Source organism: Sorangium sp. So ce887 (assembly GCF_051521455.1).
GTDB lineage: Bacteria > Myxococcota_A > Polyangia > Polyangiales > Polyangiaceae > Sorangium.
Genome location: NZ_CP150354.1, coordinates 115042 through 130634, shown reverse-complemented (window position 1 = coordinate 130634; position 15593 = coordinate 115042). Strand labels below are relative to the sequence as shown.

Annotated in this window: 12 protein-coding genes; 7 read left to right on the top strand and 5 right to left on the bottom strand. The window is 70.2% G+C overall.

The window, feature by feature from the left end; all coding sequences use genetic code 11:
* Positions 1–225 precede the first annotated feature (225 nt).
* Positions 226–1170: a fibro-slime domain-containing protein gene (locus WMF36_RS00485; protein ID WP_437577582.1), complete on the top strand. Its 945-nt coding sequence runs from the start codon at positions 226–228 to the stop codon at positions 1168–1170.
* Between the two features lie 51 nt (positions 1171–1221).
* Here WMF36_RS00485 and WMF36_RS00480 read toward each other — a convergent pair whose 3' ends face one another.
* Entirely contained in the window at positions 1222–2244 is a 1023-nt protein-coding gene (locus WMF36_RS00480; protein WP_437577581.1) for a rhamnogalacturonan acetylesterase, read from the bottom strand.
* Positions 2245–3174: 930 nt separating this feature from the next.
* Here WMF36_RS00480 and WMF36_RS00475 point away from each other — a divergent pair.
* Entirely contained in the window at positions 3175–5697 is a 2523-nt protein-coding gene (locus tag WMF36_RS00475) for a glycoside hydrolase family 31 protein (RefSeq protein ID WP_437577580.1), read from the top strand.
* 115 nt (positions 5698–5812) lie between these two features.
* On the opposite strand, the gene WMF36_RS00470 is transcribed toward WMF36_RS00475, so the two are convergent.
* The 4 genes from WMF36_RS00470 to WMF36_RS00455 are packed head-to-tail and all read right to left on the bottom strand — an operon-like array spanning position 5813 to position 9141.
* Positions 5813–6514 carry a lycopene cyclase domain-containing protein gene (locus tag WMF36_RS00470; protein ID WP_437577579.1) on the bottom strand — a complete coding sequence of 234 codons (702 nt, stop codon included), beginning with the start codon at positions 6512–6514 and terminating at the stop codon, positions 5813–5815.
* Between the two features lie 13 nt (positions 6515–6527).
* Complete coding sequence (locus tag WMF36_RS00465; RefSeq protein WP_437577578.1) at positions 6528–7445, bottom strand: prenyltransferase; 918 nt, start codon at positions 7443–7445, stop codon at positions 6528–6530.
* Positions 7442–8185, bottom strand: a complete 744-nt coding sequence (locus tag WMF36_RS00460) for a ferrochelatase (RefSeq protein WP_437577577.1) — start codon at positions 8183–8185, stop codon at positions 7442–7444. The genes WMF36_RS00465 and WMF36_RS00460 overlap by 4 nt, the downstream gene beginning before the upstream one ends.
* Complete coding sequence (locus WMF36_RS00455; RefSeq protein ID WP_437577576.1) at positions 8182–9141, bottom strand: prenyltransferase; 960 nt, start codon at positions 9139–9141, stop codon at positions 8182–8184. Before WMF36_RS00455 ends, WMF36_RS00460 begins: the two co-directional genes overlap by 4 nt.
* Between WMF36_RS00455 and WMF36_RS00450 the strand changes: the two genes are divergently transcribed.
* From WMF36_RS00450 to WMF36_RS00430, 5 genes are all read left to right on the top strand, one after another.
* Positions 9140–9379, top strand: a complete 240-nt coding sequence (locus WMF36_RS00450) for a hypothetical protein (RefSeq protein ID WP_437577575.1) — start codon at positions 9140–9142, stop codon at positions 9377–9379. The two genes, WMF36_RS00455 and WMF36_RS00450, sit on opposite strands and share 2 nt — an antisense overlap.
* 127 nt (positions 9380–9506) lie before the next feature.
* A complete protein-coding gene (locus tag WMF36_RS00445) occupies positions 9507–13139 on the top strand; it encodes a UvrD-helicase domain-containing protein (protein ID WP_437577574.1) in 3633 nt (1210 codons plus the stop codon).
* Between the two features lie 80 nt (positions 13140–13219).
* A complete protein-coding gene (locus WMF36_RS00440) occupies positions 13220–13846 on the top strand; it encodes a Uma2 family endonuclease (RefSeq protein WP_437577573.1) in 627 nt (208 codons plus the stop codon).
* A 246-nt stretch (positions 13847–14092) separates the two neighbouring features.
* The gene (locus WMF36_RS00435; protein ID WP_437577572.1) at positions 14093–14503 is read left to right on the top strand and encodes a hypothetical protein; all 411 of its coding nucleotides are present in this window, start codon (positions 14093–14095) and stop codon (positions 14501–14503) included.
* Positions 14504–14663: 160 nt separating this feature from the next.
* The gene (locus WMF36_RS00430; protein WP_437577571.1) at positions 14664–15512 is read left to right on the top strand and encodes a GNAT family N-acetyltransferase; all 849 of its coding nucleotides are present in this window, start codon (positions 14664–14666) and stop codon (positions 15510–15512) included.
* Positions 15513–15593 lie beyond the last annotated feature (81 nt).

Below are 15593 nucleotides of genomic sequence, written 5' to 3'. Positions count from 1 at the left end.
ACGCGACCGCATCGCCCGCGCCCTGAAACCTCACCGCTCCGATTGAAGAAAAGCGCCAGAAGCGCCCGGGATTTCCAATCCCGTGGCGCTTCTGGCGCGCCAGCGGTCCGCGAGCGAGCCGCGGCGGCCCTGCGCGGCCGAGCCCTCCTGGAACGACGCCGGCCGGTACGATTTCGCGAAGGGCGACCGGGCCCAGCCGCATCCAGAGAGGCAGGAGACGGTTCCATGAGCCTGGCCCACCCAGAAGCGTCCCTCTGCCCGGCCATCCGACGGCCCCTGGCCCTGCTGCTCCTCTCGTGCGCGGCGCTCCCGCTCGCAGGGTGCCCCCTCCAGACCGCCTCCATCGGCCGTCGAAACGAAGACGCCTCGCACATCGGGACGCCCGAGCCCCCCGACGAGATCGTCGACAGCGACACGCCGGGCGCCGGCGGAGGTTCTCCCTCCGAAGGCGGCGGCGGCAGCGTCGATGAAGGCCCGTTCATCGGCGACGGCGCCGGCGGCAGCGCTCCTGGCAAACCTCGTCCCGCGCCCCCCGACACGAGCCTCTGCACGGCGAGCTTCCCCATGACCGTGCGCGACTTCTCCGAGAAGCATCCGGATTTCGGGCCCTCTCAGACCACCGGGGGAAAGAGCTTCAAGCCCGATACAGAGCTCCGGAACGGCAAGCCGGTCGTCGGGACCCCGCCCGCGAACGGCGCCGGCGGCGACGACGACGACAGCTTCAACGAATGGTTCCACGACGACCCGGTCGTCAACAAGACGTTCGACCAGCTCATCCACCTCGAGCTCCGGAGCGGCCGTGGCCAGCTGGGCGGCAGGAGCTTCTATTCCCTCGACGGCCGTGGCTTCGGCAACGAGGGCTACGCGCACAACTTCGGCTTCACCGTCGAGTTCGAGGTGCCGTTCACCTACGAGCGGGGGAGCTCTTTCTCCTTCGAATCGAGCGACGACGTCTGGATATCCATCGACGACACGATCGTGGCCGACCACGCCGTGAGCGACGGGGTGAACGGGGGGATCGTCCGTCTGGACGCGTGGGCCCAGGCGCTCCACCTGGTGCCCGGGTCGTCCCACAAGCTCAAGGTCTTCTACGCCGAGCGGAACTTCGACGACTCGGTCTTCCTCCTGGAGACGGCGCTCCGCGTCGATTGCGTCGAATCCGTCGATTGAGCCGCCCGCGGGGCGCTCTGCTCGTCGGATACCCCGCCGTGACGACCGAGCTCAGGGCGCGACAGGTATGGCCTTGAGATGGCTCGCCAGCGTGAGCTCCTGCTGGTACGCATCCGCCATCGCTAGCTGTCCGATCGCGCGTGCCCCCGTCTCTTGAAGGTGTGTGTTGTCGGTGACGCCGCTCGGATAGTTCGGAGACTGACCGGCAGTGAAGATGAGGAACAGCTTGGCTGTTTCGTCCTGACCGATCCGCTCGAAGTACGTTTCGGTCAGGGCGGTCAGGTCGATCAAGTCGACGTCGAGCGAGCTCGCCAGCTCGCGAGCGGCGGGCGGATAGGCGCCATGCGTGTCTGACAGCTCGCCCCCGCTCCATTTGTTGCGATTGATCGACGTCAACAAGATCGGCGTCGCCTCCTTCGCGCGCGTGTCGTTCACGTAAGTGGTCAGGTATTGCTTGTACGTCGTTTGCGGATCCGTATAGCGCGTCGGGTCGTCGCGCTTCTCGTCGTTGTGCCCGAACTGAATCATCACGTAGTCGCCGCTCTGGAGCGCGCTCTTGATCGGCGTCCAAGCCCCCTCGTCGAAGAAACTCTTCGAGCTTCGCCCGGAGAGCGCCTTGTCCACGACGGTCGCGCAGCGGGCATCGAACAGGCTGCCGAGCGGCTGCCCCCAACCCATGCGCGGATACAGGTCGCTCCCATAAACGCTCATCGTCGAGTCACCGATCATGTAGATCTTCACGGCTTTCGCCGCCGTCCCGGTGCAGAGCGCATTGCCGGAGCCGCCCGAGCCCGCGCTGCCGCCCGCGCCGTCACCCGCCGAGCCTCCGCCACCAGCATCCGCTCCCGAACCCGCACCGCCACCGGCCACTCCTCCTGCCCCGCCGCCACCGGCCACTCCTCCTGCCCCGCCGCCACCGGCCGCACCGCCCCCGTCGGCTGCACCCGCACCTCCGAAACCGCCATGGCCCGCCTCGCCAAGTCCATCGGCCGCGGGCTCGTTACTGCAAGCCACGAGAACGCTGCACAAGAAACCGCACATTGCCCGCCCGATCACGGGATATTTCTTGGTCATCGCCAACCTCTCCGCGAGCTTACTCATCGCTCCTGGTCAGTCATCAGCGAAGAGTTGCGAGGCTGCGTGCCACTCCTCCACATTTCCGTGACAGGAGATTGTTCCAGGCTGCTATCCCCGCGATGCTCGCGGTCCGGCGCCCGCCCCTCTTGACGCGGCGCTCCGGAGGAGCCCGCCAGCCTTGTCCTCGCACGGGCTCGAGGGTACCCGCGGGCCGGTCGATCGGCGTTGACATCGGCCATGTGATCGTTCACATTTTGATCGAGGGGCATCTCTTCGTCCGCCTTACTCGGGTCGTGATGCGCATCGAGACTTTCATCATCGGATGAATTTCGGTCGATTTTGGCACCGATTCCGTTCGCTCGGCCGTCGCTGAAGCGATTGCGGATCGATAGTGATTGGCGTTTTGTCAGGTTGATCCACCAGAGGACGCGACAATCCTCGGTTACTCGACGACTGACACGAAATCCTGGGGGCCTGTCCACCAGAGATGAGCTCTTATCCGGTGATGCTGGCGAAGCGGCCGGATGGCAACCTTAGGAACGGGGTAACCTATGTTGCGGTGAGTACTCCTAAGGGATCCCCGTCTTGAGCACGAACAAGATCCCCGTCGGGACGATCCGAACAGGCGCCCGCGGCCGGCCGCCCTGCGGCTTCGGCTCCGTCTTCGGCAGTAGATATTGAATTCGCTCCCGGAGTTCGTCCGGCACCAGCAGCTTGCCCGCGCCGTAGTCTGTCGCCCCTCCGCCCCTCTCAAGGGAGCGGTCTCAGCGAGCTGCTGTTGGGTGCTCTTGCCCTGAGTCAGCGGTGCGAAGCGTAGGCGGAAACAGCTCCCTGCCCCGACCGCACGGCGAGTAAACACTCTTACATTCTGCACAAATTGTAGAATTCAATGAAGACTATTGTGGACTCGGTTGCTCGCGAGGAGTCATGCGAAAGTTGAAGTCGATCAATCATTATCTATACGCGGCTCTGGTCGGTCTCTTGCCGCTTGGCGGCGCATGCTCGGGCGGGTCCGACCCCGGTCCGGGTGCCGGCGGCACGACGACCAGCGCCGCTAGCACGACCGGGATGGGGGGCGGTGCGTCCAGCACGACCGGGGTCGGCGGCGCCGGCGCCGGCGGCGGCGGTTCCGGAGGCGAGGGCGGCGGCGACCAGCTCGAATGCCCGCCTGCACCTCCAGAGACTGGGCTCTATACTGCCGACGCCAACGGCATTACCTTCAACCTGGAAACCGGCCTGCTGAGACTGGACGTTTGCAACGAAAGCATAATCAGGGTCCAGTACGCCACTGCTCCTTCACTCCCCGACAAGACTTCTCTGTCTGTCAATAAGAAGTGGGACACACCGAGCTTTTGCATCGCAGAGAGCTCGGGGACCGTGACCATTACCACATCACGCTTGAAGGCCAATGTCGATACGACCAACGGCCTGGTCACCTATACCGACTTGAACGATAGCGTCATCCTGGCGGAAGATAGCAAAACCTTGACACCCGCAACCGTCGAGGGTGTCAGCACGAATCGCGTCGAGACCGCCTTCAACTCACCCGCGAACGAAGCGCTGTTCGGCCTTGGCCAGCACCAGGACAACGCAATGAATCGCAAAGGAACGACTCGACGTATCATCAACGCCAACACGGAGATCAACGTTCCGGTGCTGGTGTCCAACAGGGGTTACGGAATCTTCTGGGACAACTATTCCGCCTCGACCTTCGACGGGACCAGGTCCAACAACACCAAGTACAGCTATTCGTCCGAAGCCGGCGAGATGGTGGACTACTACTTCTTCTATGGTCCAAGCATCGACCAGGTCGTAACCCGATACCGCACCGCAACCGGCGCAGCCCCGTTGTTCCCGAAGTGGGCTTACGGCCTCTTCCAGTCGAAGGACAAGTACGGTAGCCAGGCTGAGCTGCTAAGGATCAAGGACGGCTACCGCAATAATAACATTCCGGTCGACTGCATCGTTCAAGACTGGGATTACTGGAATCCGTACGCATGGGGCTCCCACTTCATGGAGCAAAGCCGCTATCCAGATCCAGCAGCTCTCATCTCCGAGATGCACAAAGCCAATGTTCATACGATGATATCGATCTGGCCGTTGTATGAACGCGTGAACACGGAGATGAAGGCGGGAGAGATGGCCAACTACAATGCGCTCGACGACATTGGAGCGCTGTTCGCCAGCGGCGGCACACACCATTTCTATGACACATTCAACCCCGACGCCAGAGCTCTGGTGTACCAGCAGATCCATGATCGCCTGCTGGGGCCGCATGGCTGGGACGGCATCTGGGCGGATAACACCGAGCCTCAGGGCTATCCGGACCCCGTCAACGTGCGGGCGGCTGATACCGAGCTCGGCAAGGGGGCGCTGTACGTGAATGCTTATCCCCTGGGACACGCCCAGGGGTTGTACGAGCATTGGCGTGCCACCGGTCCGAAACAGAAGCGAGTCTACGTCCTCAGCCGCAGCGCCTTTGCCGGCCAGCAGCGATATGCCACGACGTGCTGGTCGGGAGACATTGACAGCAATTTTCAAACCTATGCCAGGCAGATCCCTGCGGGGCTCAATTTCTCGATCGCGGGGATGCCCTATTGGACCACTGACATAGGCGGGTACTGGGGCCACAACGTGGACTGGACCACCAGCGCGAACAATGAGCTCTTTACCCGCTGGTTTCAGTATGGCGCCTTCAACCCGATTTTCCGGATACATGGCGGCGGTACAAGGGAACTGTACAGCAACAGCTGGAGCGCTGCCACCAAGGCCAATCTCCTCAAGATCGACAACCTGCGCTATCGGTTGATGCCTTACATCTACTCATTGGCATGGAAGGTGACCAGCGAAGGCTACACCATGATGCGGCACCTGGTCTTCGACTATCCCAATGATGAGAAGGTATTCGGCATCAAGGATCAGTTCCTGTTCGGCCCTGCCTTCCTGGTCAATCCAGTGACCACCGCGGGCGCTACCAGCCGCTCCGTTTATCTCCCCGCGGGTACCTGGTACGATTTCTGGACAGGCGCGACGACAGACGGCGGGCGTACGGTCTCGGCTCCCGCGCCGCTGAGCGAGATGCCGCTCTACGTCAAAGCGGGCTCAATTGTTCCCATGGGTCCCAGCATCCAGTATGCAACGCAGAGCATCGACCCGCTGGAGATCCGGATCTATACAGGCCAAGACGGGTCCTTCACTATTTATGAGGACGAGGGCGACACCTATAACTATGAGGAAGGGCAACACTCGACAATCCCACTCACATGGGACGACTCTGCCAAGGCGCTGACCATTGGCGCAAGGAAGGGAAGCTATCCCGGAATGCCGGCCAGCAGGACGTTCAGGGTCGTGTTGGTAGGCTCCAATCATGGCGCCGGCGTCGACGTCACTGCTGCTCCAGATCAAATGGTCACGTACAGCGGCTCAGAGGTGGTTGTAACCGCAAACTGAGCAACAGCTGTTGACGCTCAGGCTGATTGATGGGGCGGCCGCTCGACGGCCGCCGCCGCCCTGAGCAACACCGCTCCGACGGAAGAAAAGACGCGCCGGAGGCGCCGGGGGAATTTCAATCCCCGGCGCCTCCGGCGTGTCCGTACCTGAATCCGAAGGCCCACGCCGGGAACACCGTGGCCGCGAGACCCGCGCCGAGCCCGTACAGGATCTCGTCGAGCGGGACGCCGAGGAGCGCCTTGCCCGGGAGCAGCGCGCTGGGCCGCCACGTGCGCTCGAACACGCCGGGCACGAGCGCCGCGAAGACGAGGCACAGGCCGAGATAGACGGTCGCCGACAGGAGCGCTCCGAGCAGGCTCGGCACGATCAGGTCGCGGCGCGTCGCGAGCAGCGCCGCGGTGACCGCGCCCATGGCCGCCACCGAGGCATAGAGGACCGGCACCCCGGCCGCGAGCAGCGCCCCGGCCGCCGCGAGCGCGAGCGCGATCCCCGCCGCCGCCCGCAGCCACGGTCGCGCGCCCGGCGCGGCGCAGGGCACCGGCGCGCGGCGGAACACCACGGCATACGCGGTGGACGAGAAGGCGCTGAGCCCGGCGACGAACAGCACGTCCTCGATGCCGAACCCGATCCGATCGGCCAGGTCGAACAGGAACTTGGGCGTCCAGTAGCTCGGGTAGAACAGCCGCTCGGTCGCCACGAACGGCAGCGAGGCCAGCGCCATCCGCTTCATCAGCGAGCGCAGATCCGGGCGCGCGAGCCAGATGACGCCCCCGGGCAGGAGAAAGAGGAGCGAGAGCAGCAGGAACTCGTGGGTCACCGCCCCGCCCTCCTCAGCGCGCGGCGAGGGCGAGGGCGGTGAAGGCGACCAGCGACAGCGTCGCCGTCCCCGCGGCCGCGACGCGGACGAGGAGCAGGCGCGAGCCCGGCGGCGCCGGGCGGGCCAGCAGCACGACGAGCGCCGCCGCCGCCGGCACGAGCAGGCCCGGCCCCGGGCGCAGGCCCACCGCGCCCAGGCCGACCGGCGCGAGCAGGAGCGAGAGCCCGTTCAGGAGCGCCACGCACAGCGCGGCCCGCTCTCCGCCCACGCGCACGGGCAGCGTCCGCTTGTCGCTCTCGCGATCCGAGGGCTCGTCCGGGAGCGCGGTGGCGATCGCGCAGCCGAGGTGGCTCGGCAGCAGGAAGGCGAGCAGCGCGAACGGGAAGCGCTCGAGATCGCCCCCCTGCGCGAGGTAGCCGTAGAGCGGCAGGACCGCGCCGACCCCGACCATCTGAAGCAGCTCCCCGCCGCCGCGGTACGAGAGCCGGAGCGGCGGGTAGCTGTAGGCCCAGAGGAGCAGGAGCGCCGCGAGCGCGAGGACCACGAGGAGCGGCGCGCCCACCGCCGCCGCGAGCGCCGCCGAGACGGCCACGAGCGCCGCGGCGCAGGCGGCGGCCGCGGCGCCGAGCGCGCGGGGCGAGAGGCGCCGCTCGACAAGCACGCGCGAGCCGCCCGAGAAGGGGGTGGCGGTCCGGTTGCGGCGGTCGGTCTCCTGGTCGGCGACGTCGTTCGCGTAGACGATGAAGAGCTGGTCGAGGAGGCCGAAGAGCTGGACCGCCGCGAGCGTCCCGAGGTCGAGCGGACGGCCGGCCGCCCGCGCGCCGAGCAGCTGCCCCAGCAGCAGCGGGAGCGCGAGGGTCGGCTGCGACGACAGCCGCGACGCCGCGAGCCAGGCCCGGAGCGCCCCCGGCCGGCCCATCCTCGCGCTCATCGCCCGCTGCCCCGCGACAGGCCGAGGCGCTCGGCCAGCTTGGCGCGCAGATCGGTGAACGGGAGGTCCCATCGGCGCTCGCCGTCGAGGCGCCACGCCTTGAGCGGGATGAGGTCGACCTGGGCGAGCAGGTAGTGGAGCTGCGACTCCTCGGGCGGCTCGCGGAGGAAGGTGAAGGGGTTGCGGTACTCGCGGCCGTTCAGCTGGGAGTACTTGCGATCGTTGCTGGCCACGAGCTCGACGAGCGCCTTCTGCCGGCCGTCGAGGTAGTCGAGGAACGCGAGATCAAACGGCCCGACGCCCGCGCGCTCGTCCGGCTTGCGCATCACCCAGCGGGCCCAGTCGTAGCCGTAGAGGAAGTCGTGCGCGTAGCGGAAGCGCAGCTTCGACTGGTTGCCGAACCCCACGCAGAGCGACACCACGCGGCGGGCGAAGTCGCCGATCGCGGGGGCGCTCCCGGCCTGCCACAGGCAGCACGCCAGGTAGTCGAGGTCCCAGAAGATGTTGTCGGGGAAGTTGTCGGCGACCGCGCGAACCACCTCGGCGAGCCCGCGGGCGAAGGCCTGCGCGCGCTCGGTGTCCTCGCTGCCGCCCAGGACCTGCTCGACAAGCGCGACGGGGGTGGGCGCGCACGGCCGGCCCGGCGCGACCGAGGCCCGCGCGCCGAGGAGCGGCGTGAGGCGCGCGAGCTCGTCGCGCGCCTCGGCGGGGATCGCGGGGACGGCCGGGGCGCCGGTCACCTCGACCCCCCGCCGGCGACGAGCCCGGCGGCGAGCACGGCCGCCGACAGGGCGGCCGTCCCCCACCAGATCGCGCGGTGCAGCTCGAGCTTGTAGGCCGCCTGCGCGGCGAAGGCGTTCGTCACCGCCTCCGGGCTCTTCTCGACGAGCCGCTCCCTGAACCAGAGCGCGACGGCCGCCGCCGGCGCGACCGACCAGGTCGGCGGGGCACCCCCGGCGACGAGGGGCGCCCCGAGCCAGAGGAGCGGGCCGAGGCCGGCGAGGGCCTCCGTGACCCGGCGCGAGATCGCGTTGCCGAGCAGCGCGGTCACGGTGCGCTTGCCGCCGGCGCGGTCGCTCTGCTCGTCGGACAGCCCGCTGGCCAGGGCGCTCGCCAGCGCGAGCGCGAGCAGGCCCGGCAGGAGCGCCACGAGCCACGCCGGCGCCCACGCGCCGCACTGCGCATACGCGTGCAGCAGCGGCAGCACCCCGCCGACGCCTATCATCTCGAGGAGCTCGCCGCCGCCCCGGTAGTTGAGCCGGAGCGGCGGCAACGTGTACGCGGCGAAGACGAGCAGGCCGACCGCGGCCAGGGGGAGCAGCAGCGGGCGATCGAGCGCGATGCCGGCGCCCCCGGCGACGATCAGCGCGGCGGCGCCGGCCCCGAGGCCGGCGAGGAGGAGCGCATGCGCCGGAAGGATGCCGTCCGGGATGGTCTTCGGCGAGCAGCCGTCCGGGAACATGCGCCGCTTGAGGGCGTCGACCTCGCGATCGCCCCAGTCGTTCAGGAGCACGACGAAGGCGACATCCGCGATCATCCACAGCGCGCCGAAGGCGAGCGCGCCCGCGGACACCCGGCCGGCGACGGCCGCGCCCACGGCCTGCCCGCACACGGCCGGGACGAGCACCTTGGGCCAGCTCGCGGGCTTGAGCGCGTACCACCACCGCGCTCCAGGGCTCATCGACTCGACGCGCATGGATCAGGTCTTCCTGCTGCTAGTACAGCGTGCCGGAGATCTGGCCAGGGATCCCGAGGAAGAATTTCAACGCAAAGGCGCAAGGACGCAAAGGCGCAAACCTGAGATTTTTCAGTATTTTTGCGCCCTGCGTCCCGGCGAACCGGTTTCCCCGGCGCGGCGCTCGGGCGCGGCGCGGCGCCCGGGCCGGGGCCCCGGCAGGGCGGTCGGTGCAGCGTTTCCCTCCACGCCGATCTGAGCCACCCTATCCCCCCGACAGCCACGACACGCGACCTCGTGCCGCACGCACCCCTCCCCTCCCCAAGCCTGGCCGGCGCGCCGCCGCGCGGCCCCGCGCAGCGCGCTGATCCGGCGCGGAGGCGCGCATGAGCGCCGGCGCGGACCGGGCGCGCGGCGCGCGGGAGCTCGTGGACGAGCCCGCCCGCCGCCGCATCCGCGAGGATCTCCGGACGACGCTCGTCGTCGAGGCCGCCGCGGGCACCGGCAAGACGACGGCGCTCGTGTCGCGGATCGTCGCCGTGCTGCGGAGGGCGCCCGAGGAGGGCGGCGGGACGCTCGATCGCATCGTCGCCGTGACCTTCACGGAGAAGGCGGCCGGCGAGATGAAGCTGCGCCTGCGGGCCGAGATCGAGCGGGCGCGCGGCGACGCGAGGTCCGGCCCGGCCGAGCGCGCGCGGCTCGACGAGGCGCTCGCGCACCTGGAGGCGGCCCGCATCGGCACCATCCACTCGTTCTGCGCCGACCTCCTGCGCGAGTGGCCGGTCGAGGCGCGCGTCGACCCGCTGTACCAGGTCGCGGCCGCGGACCAGGCCGAGGCGCTCTTCGACCAGGCCTTCGACGCCTGGTTCCAGCGCACCCTGAACGACCCGCCCGAGGGCGTGCGCCGGATCCTGCGCCGGCGCCCGCGCGACGGCGCGCACGGCCCGCGCGACCTGCTCCGGAGCGCGGCGTTCAAGCTCGCCGAGCACCGCGACTTCACGCGCCCCTGGCGCCGCGATCCGTTCGATCGCGAGCGCGCCATCGACGAGATCCTGTGCCGCCTCGCCGTCCTCGCGGACCTCGGCGCCGAGGCCGACCGGGAGGGCGACTACCTCGCGCAGAGCCTCAGGAACCTGGACCGGTACCTCGCGGAGCTCCGCCGCCGCGAGGAGGTGACGGGCGGGCGCGATCACGACGGGCTCGAGGCCGAGCTCGGCGAGCTCGCGCGCTGGAAGGAGTGGCGCTGGAAGGGCTCGGGCAAGGCGTTCGGCGCGGACCTCTCGCGCGCCGAGGTGCTCGCGCAGCGCGACCGGGTGAAGGCCGAGCTCGACGCCGTGCTCACGGCCGCGAGCGCCGACCTCGCGGCGTGCCTCTCGCGCGAGCTCCGGCCGCCGATCGACGCCTACGACGCGCTCAAGGCGCGCGCCGGCAAGCTCGATTTCCTCGACCTGCTCCTCTGCGCCAGGAACCTCCTTCGCTCGAGCCGCGCCGTCCGCGAGGAGCTGAACCTCCGCTTCTCGCACCTCTTCGTCGACGAGTTCCAGGACACCGACCCGCTCCAGGCGGAGCTCCTGCTCCTGCTCGCGGCCGACGACCCGGCCGAGATCGACTGGACGCGGGCGCGCCCGGTGCCCGGCAAGCTGTTCGTCGTCGGCGATCCGAAGCAATCGATCTACCGCTTCCGCCGCGCCGAGGTCGCGCTCTACGAGGCGACGAAGGCCCGGCTCGTCGCGTGCGGCGCGAGCGTGCTGTACCTCTCGACGAGCTTCCGCAGCGCCCCGTCGATCCAGGAGGCCGTCAACGCGGCGTTCGCGCCGCGGATGCAGGGCGGGTCCGGCGAGGGCGCGGCGAGCCAGGCGCGGTACGTCGCGCTCGAGCGGTTCCGGGAGGACCCGGTGGACCAGCCGACGGTGATCGCGCTCCCGGTGCCGCGGCCGTACGGCGACTTCGGGAAGATCTCCGATTACCGGGTACGGCAGTCGATCCCGGACGCGGTGGGCGCCTTCGTCCACCAGCTCATCCACGGCGACCGGGGCGGCCGGGGCACGATGAGCGGCCCGCGATGGACGGTGACCGAGCGCGAGCGCCCGGGCCAGCGGGTGCCGATCGAGGCGCGGCACATCTGCCTCTTGTTCAAGCGTTTCCAGACGTTCGGCGAGGACGCGACCCGCGCCTATGTGCGGGCGCTCGAGGCGCGGCGGATCCCGCACGTGCTCGTGGGCGGGCGGTCGTTCCACGATCGCGAGGAGGTGATGGCGGTGCGGAGCGCGCTGCTCGCGATCGAGTGGCCGGACGACGAGCTCAGCGTGTACGCGACGCTGCGCGGGCCGCTCTTCGCGCTGACCGACGACGTGCTCCTCCTGTACCGCGACCGGTTCCAGCGCCTGCACCCGCTGTTTCAGCCCGACGACGGCGCGCTCGATCTCGTGGCCGAGGGCGGGATGCGGCCGCTCCGGGAGGTCGCGGAGGCGCTCGCGGTGCTCGGGCGTCTGCACCGCGAGCGCAACCGGCGGCCGATCGCGGACACGATCGGCGGGCTGCTCGACGAGACGCGCGCGCACGCGGGCATCGCGATCTGGCCGACGGGGGAGCAGGCGCTCGCGAACGTGCTGCGGGTGATGGATCTCGGGCGGCGGTTCGAGTCGGGCGGCGCGACGTCGTTCCGGGCGTTCGTGGAGCGGCTCGAGGTGGACGCGGAGCGGGGCGAGGTCGCCGAGGCGCCTGTCGTCGAGGAGGGGACGGAGGGGGTGCGGATCATGACGGTGCACCGGGCCAAGGGGCTCGAGTTTCCGGTGGTGATCCTGGCGGATCCGGCGTCGCCGGCGGTGCACCAGCACCCGTCGCGGCACGTGGATCAGGAGCTCGGCCTGTGGGCGGAGCCGATCGCGGGCTGCGTGCCCGCGGAGCTCTGCGAGCGCCGCGACGAGGTGCTGCGCCGCGATCGCGAGGAGGCGGTGCGGCTCGCGTACGTGGCGGCGACGCGGGCGCGCGAGCTGCTCGTGGTGCCCGCGGTGGGCGACGCGCGCCCGGGGGACGGCTCGAGCGACGGCTGGCTCGACGTGCTGCACCCCGTGCTCTACCCGGCGCCGCGCGACCGGCGGAGCGCGCGGCGCTGCGAGGACCTCGGCTGCCCTCCGTTCGGGACCGACACGGTGCTGGAGCGCCCGGCGCGGTGCGAGGCCGACGAGCGCGACGCCGTCGCGCCCGGGGAGCACACGCCGATGGCGGGGTCGCACCGCGTGGTGTGGTGGGATCCAGGCACGCTCGACCTGGATCGCGAGCCGGAGGCCGGGCTCCGGCAGCAGCGGATCCTGCAGGCGGACGCGGGCGGCGCGGGGGCGGCGGCGGGCGCGGGGGAGCTCGGGCAGCGCGGGCACGAGGTGTGGCTGGAGGCGCGGCAGCGGGCGATCCTGGAGGGCGCGGTGGCGGCGCTCCGCGTGAAGACGGCGACGCAGATCAGCCACGAGGCGGCGGAAGCGGCGGTGGCCGGGGCGGAGCGGCGAGATCGGGCGGACGCGTTGCCGGTGATCTCGTTCGAGCAGACGGCGATCGCGCGCGAGGGCCGGCCCTACGGCAAGCGGTTCGGGACGCTTGTGCACGCCGTCCTCGCCGAGGTGGACCTCCGGGCGGGCGAGGACGAGGTGAGGACGGTGGCCGCGGCGCAGGCACGGCTGCTCGGAGCGCCGGCCGAGGAGGTCGACGCGGCGGTCGCGGCGGCGGTCGCGGCGCTCGAGCACTCGCTGCTCCGGCGCGCTGCGGAGAGCGCGGCGCGCGGCGGATGCGAGCGGGAGACGCCGCTGCTCCTGCGGCTCGAGGACGGGACGATCGCCGAGGGCGTCGTCGATCTCTCGTTCCGGGAGAGCGTGGGCGACGTGGGGGTCTGGACCGTGGTCGATTTCAAGACCGGCTCGGACGCGGGCACGGCGCACGCGGCCCAGGAGGCGCAGGTGCGGCTCTACGTGCAGGCGATCGCCGAGGCGACGGGCGAGCGGGCGAGAGGGGTGGTGCTCCGGGTGTGAGGGGCGCCGCCGGGCATGGCGCGGGGGGTGGGCCATGCGTGGCGCGTCGCGGGAGGCCCGAGGGTGGTACGATGGGCGGCATGGGTTCGACAGCGACAGCGGAGATCCTCCGACCTGAGCTGATGACGCTGGAGCAGTGGGCCGACCTGGAGGAGGACCAGCCGGGTGAGCTCCTGGACGGTCGCCTCGTGGAGGAAGAGGCGCCGACGACGCTGCACGAAGCGGTGGTCAGCTGGCTGATCGAGGTGCTCCGCGGATGGGCCCGGCCGCGGGGCGGCTGGGTGTTTGGCTCGGAGTACAAGATCGGCGTGTCGGCGCGCCGCGGGCGCAAGGCCGACGTGTGCATGTACGCCCAGGGCGCGCCGCTTCGCGGCCGGGACGCGCTCTCCCGGATCCCCCCGACCGTGGTGGTCGAGGTGCTCTCGCAGCGTCCGCGCGACGTGCGGCGCGACCGGATGGAGAAGGCGATCGAGTACGCCCGCTTCGGGGTGCGCTGGTACTGGCTCGTGGATCCCGAGGCGCAGCTCTTCGAGCTGTGCGAGCTCGGCCCCGACGGGTATTACGTGCAGAGGCTGCCCGCATCGGAAGGCAAGGTGCGTGTACCGGGGCTGGACGGGCTGGAGCTCGATCTGGACGCGCTCTGGGCCGAGGTGGCGCCGCTCCTGGACGACGACGAGCCGGAGCGGGACGAGAGCGGCGACAGGTGAGCCGGAGGCGTCAGGCCGGTGGTGGCGCGGGCGCCTCGGCCGGCCTCGGCTCGGCGGGCTTTGCCGCGACCGCCTTGAACGGCGAAACCCGGCCTGCGTTTCAGCGCTCGGAGGCGACGAACCTCGCCATCCAGGCGACTTCCTTCAGCACCCCGCAAGAGCAGAATTTCGAACCGCCAGAGTGCGAAGGACGCCAAGGGTTGATTCCCTTCTTGGCGCTTTAGCGGTTCATTGCTCGGTCGATCCATGGGCTCGGTGCTGCAGGATGGCGCCATGCGCGACCGATGGCGGCAGTTCCGCACCAACGCAGGGAAGTGGGGCGTGGTGCGCGCCGTCGTGGCGGGCGTCCTGGGACTCATTGGCGCCGCCGCGCTCACCGTGCACTCGCTGTCGTATTGGCCCACCGTGCCCGGCGTCGCGCTCGGGTTCGTGAGCCCCTACCTGGCCCGGGACACGCTCGTCGCGCACGCGGCGAAGATGAGGCGATTTCAATCCTATTCCATGATCGGTATCGGGGTGATCGCCGCGGTGGGGCGTGACGTTTTCAAGGAGATCGGGCCGGTCGGGCTCGCGGTGGCGCTCATCCTCACGGCGGGTAATCTGGGCACGTACTTCTGGTTGCTCTCGGATCCTCGGATCTCGATCGTTCGCAGCTGAGGCGCTCACCGGAGCGTCGAGGATCGGGCTCGGCGGCGACACGTCGGAGGAGCCATCGCGCGCCTGCTCGCAGGGCGCCAGGTGACACCGCGGGAGCCCCCCGCGAAGAGCCCCGGGGTTCCCTCGCGCCTGGGCGCGGCCGATGCCACAATCGCGGCCCGTGAGCGCCATCCTTGCCGAGATCGAGCGGTTCTACGATGCCGTCCCCCGCCGGCACGCCAGTGCCGAGGACCACGGGCCGCTGACCCTCTTCGTTCGCCGCGGCGACGGCTGGCCCTACTATGCCCGCCCCACCCTCGATCATCGCGGCCCTCTGTCGGCCGAGCACGTGGCCGCGGTGCGCGCGCGCCAGCGGGAGCTCTCGATCCCGGAGGCGTTCGAGTGGGTGCTGGAGACCACCCCCGGGCTCGACGCCGCCGCCGAGGCGACGGGCCTGCGCGTCCGGCGCTGCCCGCTGCTCGTGCTCCGCGGCGAGCCCGTCCAGCCGGCCTTGCCAAAGGACATCTCGCTCTCGGTCATCACCGCGCGCGACCCGGATCTCGCCGCCGTGCAGGCCGTCGCGCACGTCGCCTTCAGCGCGCTCAGCACCGCGGCGGGCCCCGCGGGACCGGCCGAGCGGGACGCCGCCGCGGCCGAGCTCCCGGCCGGATATGTGGCCGCCTGGAACGCCTCGCTGCTCGAGGGGACGATGGTGCACGCGGCCGCTCGGGGTCGCGGTGGCGCGCTCGCCGGTCCGCTCTGCGCCGGCAGCTACCAGCACGCGCAGGACGTCGCCGAGATCGTCGGCGTCGGGACGCTGCCTGCGGCCCGGCGGCGGGGCCTCGCCGCCGCGGTCACGGCGGTCCTGGCCCGCCACGCCCTGGACGCCGGGATTCGCACGGTGTTCCTGTCCGCGCAGAACGACGACGTCGCGCGCGTCTACGAGCGGGTCGGATTCCGGCGCGTCGCCACCGCGTGCATCGCCGAGCCGCCCGAGCAAGAGGAGCGCGTCCCGGGCCTCGAACCGTGACCAGCGCGAGGCTGGCGAGATGGAGCCGCCGAGGCATGGAGAGCACAGAGAGGCAGAGCGCGAGCGATGCTCGGCCGCGTC